Source organism: Pseudomonas salicis (assembly GCF_057128705.1).
In genome coordinates this window covers 133,164-146,465 of record NZ_JBSKHU010000005.1, presented here as the reverse complement: position 1 = coordinate 146,465, position 13,302 = coordinate 133,164, and the positions used below count along the sequence as shown (strand labels likewise).

The window sequence follows — 13,302 nt, the reverse complement described above, 5'->3', positions numbered from 1 at the left end:
AGGCCGGCTGCTACAGCGACATTACACAGCCTTGTACTCTTTCTCCGCCGCTTCGAAACGCTGCAACATGCCCGCCGTCGGTCCTTTGCCCAGCGCACTGAAGAGCACAATGGCGAGGCTGGCGAAGATGAAACCCGGAATGATTTCGTACAGGCCCAGCAACTCGAAGTGCTTCCAGACGACGACCGTGACGGCCCCCACCAGAATTCCTGCCAGCGCACCGTTGCGGGTCATGCCTTTCCATAGAACGGAAATCAGCACCACGGGGCCGAATGCCGCGCCGAAACCTGCCCACGCGTAGCTCACCAGACCCAGGACTCGGTTCTCAGGATTCGCGGCCATGGCGATGGCGATCAGGGCCACCAGCAGCACCATTGCACGTCCAACCCAGACCAGTTCAAGTTGCGAGGCACGTTTGCGCAGGAATGCCTTGTAGAAGTCTTCCGTCAACGCGCTGGAACACACCAGCAACTGACAACTCAACGTACTCATGACAGCTGCCAGGATCGCCGACAGCAGCACGCCGGCCACCCACGGATTGAACAGCAGCTTTGCCAGCTCGATGAACACGCGCTCGGGGTTTTCCGTCACCGGCCCGGCGACTTCAGGATGCGCGGAGAAATAGGCGATACCGAAGAAGCCGACGGCCACGGTGCCGCCCAGGCACAGGATCATCCACGCCATGGAGATGCGACGGGCCTTGGCGATCGACTTCACCGAATCGGCCGCCATGAAACGCGCCAGGATATGCGGCTGCCCGAAATACCCCAGGCCCCAGCCCATCAAAGAAATGATGCCGATGAAGGTAGTGTTCTTGAGCATGTCGAAGTGAGCCGGGTCTTTGGCTTCAATGGCCAGAAACGTGGTATCGACGCCACCCGTGGCCAGCAGGACGATGATGGGCGTCAGGATGAGCGCAAAGATCATCAACGTGGCCTGCACAGTGTCGGTCCAGCTCACGGCGAGGAAACCGCCGATGAATGTGTACGCGATGGTCGCGGCGGCTCCGGCCCACAGCGCGGTTTCATAAGGCATGCCAAACGTGCTTTCGAACAGACGCGCGCCGGCCACGATGCCCGAGGCGCAATAGATCGTGAAGAACACGAGGATCACGATCGCCGAAATGATCCGCAGCACGCCGCTGGTATCTTCGAAGCGGCTGGAGAAGTAATCCGGGAGTGTGAGTGCGTCGCCGTTATGCTCGGTCTGCACCCGCAGGCGACCGGCCACGAACAGCCAGTTCAGGTAGGCGCCGACGATCAGGCCGATGGCGATCCAGCTTTCCGACAGGCCGGACATGTAAATCGCGCCTGGAAGCCCCATCAGCAGCCAGCCACTCATGTCCGAGGCCCCCGCCGACAGCGCGGTCACAACGCTGCCCAGGCTTCGACCGCCGAGTATGTAATCCGAAAGGTTATTGGTGGAGCGATAAGCCATGAGTCCGATCAGGACCATGGCAGCGATGTAGATCACAAAAGTGATCAACGTAGGGTTGCTAATGTTCATCGTCTGTCCATGCCTTGGTGAAAGGAGGCACAACGGGTTGCACCAAAGGCGGGCATCCTAGGGAACAGAACGGAAAAGGTGCAACCTTTCGGAACACTGAGCCGCTCTTTTTCTGAGTCAAAATGTATCCCATTGGTTTTTATGCGCTTTTTTGAACCATTGATAGCCGAAATCCCACCAAATGACGGTGCTCAAACCCTTTTTTGAGGGGCATCGTGCATTGACGATACCTTTGGAAATATCTTGAAAAAACGGGTTGCACCCGGTTGCACCCAGCCCCGACCACAGGCTAATCTTGCCCGCAGTGACAGCCACGCCCAATGTGGCTCTGATGAGGACAAGACATGGCGACCACCACCCTCGGTGTCAAACTCGACGACCCGACCCGCGAGCGATTGAAAGCAGCTGCGCAGTCCATTGACCGGACTCCCCACTGGCTTATCAAACAGGCGATTTTCAATTACCTGGAGAAGCTCGAAGCTGGCGCCACCCTCAACGAGCTCAATGGGCTGGTCAGCAAAGACGCCGACGACCACGGTGAACTGCCTGCGGATAACGGCCATCAGGCGTTTCTTGAATTCGCTGAAAGCATCCTGCCTCAGTCAGTGCTGCGCGCCGCGATCACGTCGGCTTATCGTCGCCCTGAGCCTGAAGTCGTGCCAATGCTGCTGGAACAGGCCCGCCTGCCAGTAGCCATGGCAGACGCCACCCACAAGCTGGCCGCGTCGATTGCCGAAAAACTGCGCAATCAAAAAAGCGCCGGGGGCCGCGCGGGCATCGTGCAGGGCCTGCTGCAAGAGTTCTCGCTGTCGTCCCAAGAAGGCGTGGCGCTGATGTGCCTGGCCGAAGCGCTGCTGCGCATTCCGGACAAAGGCACCCGCGATGCACTGATCCGCGACAAGATCAGCACCGGCAATTGGCACCCGCACTTGGGTAACAGCCCGTCGCTGTTCGTCAACGCCGCGACCTGGGGGCTGCTGCTGACTGGCAAGCTGGTCAGCACTCACAACGAAGCAGGCCTGACCTCTTCGCTGAGCCGCATTATCGGAAAGTCCGGCGAACCGATGATCCGCAAGGGCGTCGACATGGCCATGCGCCTGATGGGCGAGCAGTTCGTGACAGGCGAGACCATTGCAGAAGCCCTCGCCAACGCCAGCCGTTTCGAATCCAAAGGCTTCCGCTATTCCTACGACATGCTCGGCGAAGCGGCGCTAACCGAACACGATGCGCAGAAATACCTGGCGTCGTACGAACAAGCAATCCACTCCATCGGCAAAGCCTCCCACGGTCGCGGCATTTACGAAGGCCCGGGCATCTCGATCAAGCTCTCCGCCCTGCACCCGCGCTACAGCCGCGCGCAATACGAGCGCGTGATGGAAGAGCTGTACCCGCGCTTGCTGTCCTTGACGCTGCTGGCCAAGCAGTACGACATCGGCCTGAACATCGACGCCGAAGAAGCGGACCGTCTTGAGCTGTCACTGGACCTGCTCGAACGCCTGTGCTTCGAACCGCAACTGACCGGCTGGAACGGCATCGGCTTCGTCATTCAGGCCTATCAAAAGCGCTGCCCATACGTGATCGACTACGTGATCGATCTGGCCCGCCGCAGCCGTCATCGCTTGATGATCCGCCTGGTGAAGGGCGCGTACTGGGACAGCGAAATCAAGCGCGCCCAGGTCGAAGGCCTGGAAGGCTATCCGGTCTACACCCGCAAGGTGTACACCGACGTGTCCTACATCGCCTGCGCCCGCAAATTGCTGTCGGTGCCGGAAGTCATTTACCCGCAATTCGCCACGCACAACGCCCACACGTTGTCGGCGATTTATCACATCGCCGGTCAGAACTATTACCCCGGCCAGTACGAATTCCAGTGCCTCCATGGCATGGGCGAACCTCTTTACGAACAAGTCGTGGGCAAGGTCGCTGACGGCAAGCTGAATCGACCGTGCCGCGTGTACGCTCCGGTTGGCACACACGAAACGCTGCTGGCGTATCTGGTTCGTCGCCTGTTGGAAAACGGCGCCAACACTTCGTTCGTCAACCGCATCGCCGACCAGTCCATTTCGATTCAGGAACTGGTGGCCGACCCCGTTTCCAGCATCGAGCGCATGGCCACGCAGGAAGGCGGCTTTGGTCTGCCTCACCCACGCATTCCGCTGCCTCGCGATTTGTATGGCAGCGAGCGCGCCAACTCGGCCGGCATCGACATGGCCAACGAACACCGTCTGGCGTCGTTGTCGTCCGCACTCTTGGCCACCGCACACAACGACTGGAAAGCCCTGCCGATGCTGGGCAGCCCGGTCAGCGCAGGCGCTGCAAACCCTGTGCTGAACCCATCCGACTTGCGTGACGTGGTGGGCCATGTTCAGGAAGCCAGTCTGGAAGACGTCGATAACGCCCTTCTGAGCGCCCTGAGCGCAGGCCCGATCTGGCAAGCGACGCCACCGGCCGAGCGCGCCGCGATACTGGAACGGGCCGCTGATCTGATGGAAGCCGACATCCAGCCGTTGATGGGCCTGCTGGCTCGCGAAGCAGGCAAGACCTACGCCAACGCCATCGCCGAGGTGCGTGAAGCCGTGGACTTCCTGCGTTACTACGCTGTGCAGGCTCGCAACGATTTCACCAACGACGCTCACCGTCCACTGGGTCCGGTGGTCTGCATCAGCCCGTGGAACTTCCCGCTGGCGATTTTCAGTGGTCAGGTCGCCGCAGCGTTGGCCGCAGGTAACCCGGTATTGGCCAAGCCGGCCGAGCAAACCCCGCTGGTCGCGGCTCAAGCCGTGCGCATTTTGCTGGAAGCCGGTATTCCTGAGGGCGTGGTGCAACTGCTGCCAGGCCGTGGCGAAACCGTCGGGGCCCGCCTGGTCGGCGACGATCGCGTCAAAGGCGTGATGTTCACCGGCTCCACCGAAGTCGCCCGCCTGCTGCAACGCAACATCGCCGGTCGTCTCGACTCGCAGGGCCGTCCGATCCCGCTGATCGCCGAAACCGGCGGCCAGAATGCGATGATCGTCGATTCGTCAGCCCTGACCGAACAGGTGGTGATCGACGTGGTGTCCTCGGCGTTCGACAGTGCAGGCCAACGCTGCTCTGCATTGCGCGTTTTGTGCCTGCAGGAAGACTCCGCCGACCGCGTCATCGAAATGCTCAAAGGCGCCATGGCCGAAAGCCGTCTGGGCAACCCGGAGCGCCTGTCCGTAGACATTGGTCCGGTGATCGACGCCGAAGCCAAGGCAGGCATCGAGAAACACATCCAGGCCATGCGTGACAAAGGCCGTAACGTGTATCAGGTGGCGATCGCCGACAGCGACGAAATCAAGCGCGGCACCTACGTAATGCCAACCCTGATCGAACTGGAAAGCTTCGACGAACTGCAACGCGAGATCTTCGGCCCGGTGCTGCACGTCGTTCGCTACAAGCGCAAGGAACTGGATCAGCTGATTGGCCAGATCAACGCGTCGGGCTACGGCCTGACGCTGGGTGTTCACACCCGCATCGACGAAACCATCGCCAAGGTGATCGACTCGGTGAACGCCGGCAACATGTACGTCAACCGCAACATCGTGGGTGCCGTGGTCGGGGTTCAACCGTTCGGCGGCGAAGGCCTGTCAGGCACCGGTCCGAAAGCGGGCGGCCCGCTGTACCTGTATCGCCTGCTCTCGACTCGCCCTGCCGACGCCGTGCAGAAATCGTTCGCTCAAGGTGACGCCGCGACGAAGCCTGACGTGCGCCTGCGCGACAACCTGCTCAAACCGCTGACCGCGTTGAAAGCCTGGGCGTCGAGCCAGCAACAAGCGGAATTGGAAGCGACCTGTGATCAGTTCGCCGAACAATCGCAAAGCGGTATTTCACGACTGCTGGCAGGCCCAACCGGCGAGCGCAACAGCTACACCATCCTGCCCCGTGAGCACGTGCTGTGCCTGGCCGAAGACGAAGCCGACCTGCTGACGCAACTGGCTGCCGTACTGGCCGTTGGGAGCACCGCTATCGTGCCTGACACCGAACTCAGCAAGCCGCTGTACAAGCGCCTGCCGAAAGACGTGCAGGCGCGCATCAAGCTGGTGAGTGACTGGAGCAAGGACGACATCGCCATCGAAGCCGTCCTGCACCACGGCGACTCCGACCAGCTGCGCGCCATCTGCGAGCAAGTCGCTCAGCGTGCTGGCGCCATCATCGGCGTTCACGGCTTGTCCAAAGGCGAAACCGGCATTGCGCTGGAGCGTTTGGTGATCGAACGTGCATTGAGCGTGAACACCGCCGCAGCAGGGGGTAATGCGAGTCTGATGACGATCGGGTAAGCCGGCGCTACGTCCCTCCTGTAGGGGGGAATTCATTCGCGAGACGTCTGTACACCCGATGACCTTCGTCGGGTATACCTTCTCATCGCGAATGAATTCGCTCCCACGGTCGGAAACCGTGCGACGCTCTCTACCCGGCCTGCATTCACCCTGTGTTCTAGCCCTCCATCACCCACATCAATCTTCCTGTTCACCCCTTCCCCTCGCCCCTAGACTCCTCGGCAATCCAACAAAAGGTACGCCGCCATGTCCGAGACGCTGCTCAGTTCCCGCAATCTGGCTTTCGAGCTGTACGAGGTGCTGGACGCCGAGGCATTGACTCAGCGTGCGCGGTTTGCCGAGCACAGTCGTGAGACGTTTGATGCCGCCATTGGCACGGCGCGGGCGATTGCGGAGAAATACTTCGCGCCCCACAACCGCAAGAACGACGATAACGAGCCGCGCTTTGAGAACGGCGAAGCGGTGTTGATCCCCGAGGTGAAACCCGCTGTCGATGCGTTTCTTGAAGCAGGCTTTTTGAACGCGGCGCGGGATTTCGAAGCGGGTGGCATGCAGTTGCCGACGCTGCTGTCGCAGGCCTGCTTCGCTCACTTTCAGTCTGCCAACGCGGCGTCGACGTCGTATCCGTTCTTGACGATGGGCGCGGCGAACCTGATCGAAAACTTCGGCAGCGAAGAACAAAAGCAGAGGTTTCTGCAACCAATGATCGAGGGGCGTTTTTTCGGCACTATGGCGTTGACCGAACCTCACGCCGGATCGTCGCTGTCGGACATTCGAACCCGCGCAGAACCTGCTGCCGATGGCAGCTATCGCCTGCGCGGCAACAAGATTTTCATTTCCGGCGGCGACCATCCGCTGTCCGAAAACATCGTGCATCTGGTGCTGGCCAAACTCCCGGACGCGCCACCCGGCGTGAAGGGCATTTCGCTGTTCATCGTGCCGAAGTTTCTGGTCAACGAAGACGGCAGTCTCGGACCCCGCAACGACGTGCTGCTCGCCGGGCTGTTCCACAAAATGGGCTGGCGCGGCACCACCTCCACCGCGCTGAATTTCGGCGATAACGGCAACTGCGTGGGCTATCTGGTGGGCAAGCCCCATCAGGGCTTGAGCTACATGTTTCAGATGATGAACGAGGCACGGATTGGCGTGGGCATGGGCGCCGTGATGCTCGGTTACGCCGGTTATCTGTATTCGTTGGAGTACGCCCGCGAACGCCCTCAGGGTCGCCTGCCCGACAGCAAAAATCCCGAAAGCGCGCCGGTGTCGATCATTCAACACGCGGACGTGAAACGCATGCTCCTGACGCAAAAAGCCTACGTCGAGGGCGCGTTCGATTTGGGGCTCTACGCCGCTCGCCTGTTCGACGACACGCAAACGGGCGACACCGAAGAAGCGCGCAAGCTGGCCCATGAACTGCTGGACCTGCTGACCCCCATCGTCAAATCCTGGCCTTCAGAGTTTTGCTTGAAGGCCAACGAGCTGGCGATTCAAATCCTCGGCGGCCACGGTTACACGCGCGAATATCCGGTGGAGCAGTACTACCGCGACAACCGCCTGAACCCGATTCACGAAGGCACTCACGGCATTCAGTCGCTGGATCTTCTGGGACGCAAACTGGCGCAGAACGGCGGCACCGGTCTCAAGCAATTGGTCCGTCTGATCGCAGACACCTGCCAACGGGCGCAGGAACACGCGTCGTTGAGTTCATTGCGCCAGCCACTGGAACAACTGGTAGCGCGTTTGCAGGCGGTGACGATTGAGCTGTTGACGGACTTGGCGCAAGGCAATGTAACCGCGACGCTGGCTAACTCCGCGCTTTACCTCAAGGCGTTCGGCCACACGGTCATCGGCTGGCGCTGGCTGGAGCAGGCGATTCGGGCGCAAGAAGGCCTGAATAAAGACCAGCCGGCCGACACGGATTTCTATACCGGCAAACTCGCGGCCGCACGATTCTTCCTGACGTGGGAAGTCCCGGCGTGTCATCACGAACTGGCGATTCTCCAGGCTCGTGATGACGTCTGCCTGACGATGCAGGACAGCTGGTTCTGAGATAAGCGGCGCGTGAGCAGAGGCTCATTTCGCCGCCTATCGATCACCTTCTCAACTGGCCGCCGAGTGCCACGAGTTTTCGGCACCCGCTGTGATTTTCAGCCGTCGGCCAAATGGGACATAAAAGTCTTGAGCTTCTATCACGTACTCCTGATAGGTGAGCGAAGAAATGCCTGATTTTGCGTGGAGGGAATTGTCGAGCAAGGCCGCGTAGTCCGGGCGAACGCTCTTCAATGTGTCCAGCAACAGGCGCGGCCCTGTCACGAAAAATATCTTGGTCATGTAAGGATTTTTCCCGTCGATCACTTGAGACTTGTCTGCTTCCATGATGACAAGCGCGTCGAGCTCGTCCTTGAAGCGCGCGTACAACGTGCTCTGCACTTCCAGCAATACTGGATTACCGGCGTGGCTGGCGAAATGACTGTTGCCAGGACCGAAGAAATCCATGCGCGGAGACGAAACAGCCTCCCCCATCAACACATCGTTCGGCCCCGCATTCAGCGCTTGCCCCTCGAACGACACCTTGATCACGTCGTCGCAATCCATGTAAATACCGCCGTACTCGTGCAGCAGCGAATAGCGCAACACGTCCGACGCCGCTGCGTAGTTCTGGCCACTGCCTTCCCGGAAATAATTGAAGGGTTCGGCGGTGTATGGGCTTTCCCTGAAATGGGCAAAAAACGGCTCTTCTTCGAGGTTCGAAATGGTCATGTTCGGATGGCCCGCAAACGCGGCCTGCAATTGTTCCTGAGGGCTGACTCCGTCAACGATGGCAGTGTCATCGATCTGGATATGCAGAGTGAAGCTGAGGTCCGGGCTGGTCTCCATGTTGGCTTTCATCCCGGCGATCAAATGTTCATCCGGAAGCCTGCTGCCTAGCCAGACGTGGTGAACGGTGCGGTTCACCGCCTGTGTGTCTTCTGCCAGCCCCGGCACGCGCGGAAACTTGTAAATCTCGCTTTTCACCGGCGGCAGCAGTCTGCTCCTCACTTTGAGAAACTTGTCTTCGCTCCCCGATTTCCAGACGCCGTTGTTGTCCATCCATCGGAACTCGACGGCGTTCTTTTTCCAGCAACCCAGATCCACGTCATAGGACACCCGGACGTCTTTCGGTGGATTGGGAATGAAGAACTGATCGATTTCCTGACCGTCATCGCCCACCACCGGCCGTACCTCGATACCGTCCAGCGGGATCTCCACGAACAAGGGCGGCTGCGCGCGCACCAGTGGAATGTCCTCTTTGACCGGCGCGATCTCGGGAACAGGTTCGCCCCCAGGTACGTAGCTGTCGCCACCCCTCAGTCCAGGCCTGACATCAATGTCGGAATAAAAGCCTTTCAGCTTTTTGACGTACGGTCCCTTGAGCGTCGAATCGCTCGTCGAAATGATCCGATACTGGCGAGCATTTTCAACAAACTCCACACGGTAGATTTTTGCGTGGACACGAGTGAAATGGATGTCCTTTCCGGAGGCGTCGTCAAGAACGCTGTAGACGTTTCCTTCATCCAGACTTTTCCACTCTCCGCCAGCAGGCAGTTCATCGACATATTCGAAGCTGGCGAGATCCGCCCTCAGCCCCGGACTCAGCGAGCGCAACCCCGCAGGCTCCACACCAAAGGCTTTCACGGCGTCGAAGTGGGCCGCGTGATGCGCTCTCAGGTCTGCTCGACGCTGCTCCTCCTGATCCCGTCGCGCCTCGCGTTCATCTTCGGACTCAATCGCTCGCGCTTGCTTCTCTTCCGCCGCATGCGCTTCTGCGCGTTCCGCTTCGGCCGAGGCTGCAGTCTGCTCTTCTTCAGTTGCACTGCTGATTTTCTGTCCAATCTCGTCGGCCGCACCTGCGGCAACTGGCTCCCCTTTCACCGCTGCCGCGCCCAATACTTTTCCAGCGCCCTCGGCGAGTGCCGGTACAGCATTGAGAACACCAAAGACGATTCGGCCAGCGCCCTCATGCTGTTCTTCGACAGTCCCCTCGATCACCTGATCGGCTCCCAAGCCGATCAGCGCCACAGACATCACCGCGAGGGGCGCCCACAAACCTGGCACCACCATCGCGATAACGCCGGTGACGTTGATCGCGGCAGACAGGATCTCCGCCGCCGTTTCCTTGTTGTAATCCGCACGACTGCGGATCAAACGGTTTGCATCGGATTTCAGCCGACGCTGAAGACTTTTCCTGAAGTGAGAAAACGGCCATGGGGAGAGCGCGGGGCCCAAGTTGATTTCCGTGGCGGGATTCCAGTAATGCGTGTTGCCGATGAACCAGTTCGGGTAGGCACCCAAACCCTTGAGGGACGACCGTAGGCCGCTGTAAAAAATGCCATCAGGTCCGTCCTCGACTCGAAAGTGCCCTTCCAGCGCTGTTCGTCGCTCGGTGTACCGACATTGCAACGCAAACCAGTCACGCAAGGCGGCCATGTCGTCGAAACCGTGCAGCGGCGAAGAGTTGCCGGGGATGTACATCACGAGCCTTTCAGTGCGCTCATCTTTGAGCACAATGATGTCGGTGGCGGTGTAGCAATAAATGTCGAGCTCGCGAATTGTCACATTCTGAGGATTCAGCGGCGCATCCCGAAATGCCTCGAACGCCAACGTTTCCCACGGCTGTTCAGGCTTCAGGCCTACAGCGTCGAGGACAAGCGCCTTATCCTCGTCACTGAGCGAGCCTTCCTCATGCTGAACATAGGCCGCCCGCAGAAGCGAAGCCTTGATGAACAAGTGATAGTCATCCCGGTGCGCGGCCCAGAAATCGTTGAGCAGCTCCTCGTAGTGGGACTGGAGATCAGCCTCCCAAATGAAGCGCTTGAACGGCTTGGGGTCCAGATGGACCTGAGCGGAACCGTCGAAGTGTTGGGGGGTGGTTTTACGGTAGATCGCTTCATAGGCAAAACACTGGTCGAGCGACAGAGGTTCTTCCGAAATGACCGCGGGATACCCTTCAAGCCGCCAGTCCTCCAGCGTTCCGAGATGATCGTAGAAGTGGCCATCGCCCTCCTGTTGCCAATTGCGCATCAAGGCTTCAGTCAGCGTCATCGAGTAGGCAAGGTTCGCACGCTGATCGCCGTGGTCCACGGCGTCGATGTAGAGCGTGGCAATGATCAGGTCATCGGGATCGATGTCCAGCTCCAGATGCTCCAGAACGTAGGCCTTGGCCTTGTCGTGAGCGAAGTCTTTGGGGGACGGAAAGCTTAAATCCTTGCTGGCCAGGAACTCTGTCAGCAGCAAGGCGTGATGTGGGTCACGCCCTCCTTCTTCAATCGGCACGATTCCCGGCCCCTCCCCCTCGGGTAGCCCGACTTCGTAGCCGATGCCTTCGGCAACTTCATCTACCTCAAGATCAGGCTCTGGATAAAAAATCGAACCAAGGCTACGTGGCCGAACGCCCGACGGCATCGGGTATGTGGAGGACTCCAGATTTTTTTTCATCGTCGACATCCTTGTCAGTGATCAGAAGCCCCACAGTAGTCAACTAAAGATCCGAACATGCACTACATAATTACCGCACTCTGCACACCCTATTAATGGCATTGTGCACGGCTGTTGGTTCTCTCACACCGAAGCAAGCGTTAAGCCTTCCGCTGGCAGAAGCCTTTGACAGCGTGCCAATTCAACGGGTTAAATCCCTTGGCACGTGGACTGCATGTCAGTTCACGCACGCGTTCATTTCTGCTTTTGTCTGGAGTACCGCCCTTGGATGCGACGACCATCAACAGCCTGTTCCTGATCGGCGCGTTGCTGGTGGGCGCAAGTATTCTGGTCAGCTCGCTGTCGTCCCGGCTCGGCATCCCGATTCTGGTCATCATCCTGGCGGTCGGCATGGCGGCGGGCGTGGATGGTGGCGGCATCATCTTCGACAACTACCCGACGGCCTATCTGGTCGGCAACCTTGCGCTGGCGGTGATTCTGCTCGACGGCGGCCTGCGAACCCGGGTCGCGAGTTTCCGGGTTGCGCTCTGGCCGGCCTTGTCGCTGGCCACGGTCGGGGTACTGATCACCACGGGTCTGACCGGCATGATCGCGGCCTGGCTGTTCGACCTGAACATCATTCAAGGCCTTTTGATCGGCGCCATCGTCGGCTCCACGGACGCCGCAGCGGTGTTTTCGCTGCTGGGCGGCAAGGGCCTCAACGAGCGGGTCACGGCCAGCCTCGAAATCGAATCCGGCAGCAACGACCCGATGGCGGTGTTCCTGACCGTCACGCTGATCGACATGCTGTCTAGCGGCCAGACCGGCCTGCACTGGAGCCTGTTGGGTCATCTGATCCAGGAATTCGGCATCGGCGCTATCCTCGGTCTCGGCGGTGGCTGGCTGATGCTGCAGCTGGTCAACCGCATCAACCTGGCCAACGGCCTGTACCCGATTCTGGTGATCGCGGGGGGCCTGGCCGTGTTTGCGCTGACCAACGCCATCCACGGCAGCGGCTTTCTGGCGGTCTACTTGTGCGGTCTGGTGCTCGGCAACAAGCCGATTCGTAGCCGCCACGGCATCCTGCACATGCTCGACGGCATGGCGTGGCTCGCCCAGATCGGTATGTTCCTGGTGTTGGGCCTGCTGGTCACGCCCCATGATTTGCTGCCCATCGCGCTGCCGGCCTTGGGCCTGGCGCTGTGGATGATTCTGGTGGCGCGCCCGCTGTCAGTCCTCGCAGGCCTGCTGCCGTTCCGCGTGTTTCATGGTCGCGAAAAAGCCTTCATCGCGTGGGTCGGCCTGCGCGGGGCGGTCCCGATCATTCTGGCGGTGTTCCCGCTGATGGCGGGTCTGCCGCAGGCGCAGCTGTTCTTCAACCTCGCCTTCTTTATCGTGTTGGTGTCGCTGCTGGTGCAGGGCACGAGCCTGCCGTGGATGGCGAAATGGCTGAAGGTGACGGTTCCGCCTGATCCTGCACCCATCTCTCGCGCAGCGCTCGAAGTGCACGTGACCAGCGAGTGGGAGCTGTTCGTTTACCGACTCGGTGCCGAGAAATGGTGCATCGGTGCGGCCCTTCGCGAGCTGAAAATGCCGGAAGGCACCCGGATCGCGGCCCTGTTTCGGGGTCAGCAACTGCTCCATCCGTCGGGTAGTACGGTGTTGGAGACGGGCGACCTGCTGTGCGTCATCGGCCACGAACACGACCTTCCCGCCCTTGGCAAGCTGTTCAGCCAGGCGCCGCAACGGGGTCTGGATCTGCGCTTTTTCGGTGACTTCGTCCTTGAGGGAGACGCTCAGCTCGGGGCTGTCGCGGCATTGTACGGTTTGAAACTCGACGGCCTGGATTCGAACATGCCGCTGAGCCAGTTCATCATTCAGAAGAATCGCGGTGCGCCAATTGTCGGCGACCAGATCGAATGGAACGGAACTATTTGGACAGTTGCGGTTATGGAAGGGAACAAGATCCTCAAAGTGGGCGTCAGATTCCCCGAAGGAAGCCGCCCGGGTCCCGGGTTGTTCCTCTAAACTGCTCCTCTTTCCT

At 59.9% G+C, this 13,302-nt stretch carries 5 protein-coding genes; 3 read left to right on the top strand and 2 right to left on the bottom strand.

Annotated elements, in window-relative coordinates; all coding sequences use genetic code 11:
• Positions 1 to 21: 21 nt before the first annotated feature.
• Positions 22 to 1,506, bottom strand: coding sequence for a sodium/proline symporter PutP (putP, locus tag ACWKWE_RS19210; RefSeq protein ID WP_166596090.1), 1,485 nt, complete (start codon positions 1,504 to 1,506; stop codon positions 22 to 24).
• A 344-nt stretch (positions 1,507 to 1,850) separates the two neighbouring features.
• Between putP and putA the strand changes: the two genes are divergently transcribed.
• Positions 1,851 to 5,804 (top strand): trifunctional transcriptional regulator/proline dehydrogenase/L-glutamate gamma-semialdehyde dehydrogenase, encoded by a 3,954-nt coding sequence (putA, locus tag ACWKWE_RS19205; RefSeq protein WP_483851399.1) that lies wholly within the window; start codon positions 1,851 to 1,853, stop codon positions 5,802 to 5,804.
• A gap of 246 nt (positions 5,805 to 6,050) precedes the next feature.
• The gene (locus ACWKWE_RS19200; RefSeq protein ID WP_483851398.1) at positions 6,051 to 7,853 is read left to right on the top strand and encodes an acyl-CoA dehydrogenase; all 1,803 of its coding nucleotides are present in this window, start codon (positions 6,051 to 6,053) and stop codon (positions 7,851 to 7,853) included.
• 51 nt (positions 7,854 to 7,904) lie between these two features.
• On the opposite strand, the gene ACWKWE_RS19195 is transcribed toward ACWKWE_RS19200, so the two are convergent.
• A complete protein-coding gene (locus ACWKWE_RS19195) occupies positions 7,905 to 11,279 on the bottom strand; it encodes a dermonecrotic toxin domain-containing protein (protein ID WP_483851397.1) in 3,375 nt (1,124 codons plus the stop codon).
• 264 nt (positions 11,280 to 11,543) lie between these two features.
• On the opposite strand from ACWKWE_RS19195, the gene ACWKWE_RS19190 reads away from it, so the two are divergent.
• Positions 11,544 to 13,286: a potassium/proton antiporter gene (locus tag ACWKWE_RS19190; RefSeq protein ID WP_166596094.1), complete on the top strand. Its 1,743-nt coding sequence runs from the start codon at positions 11,544 to 11,546 to the stop codon at positions 13,284 to 13,286.
• The last annotated feature ends 16 nt before the right edge of the window (positions 13,287 to 13,302 follow it).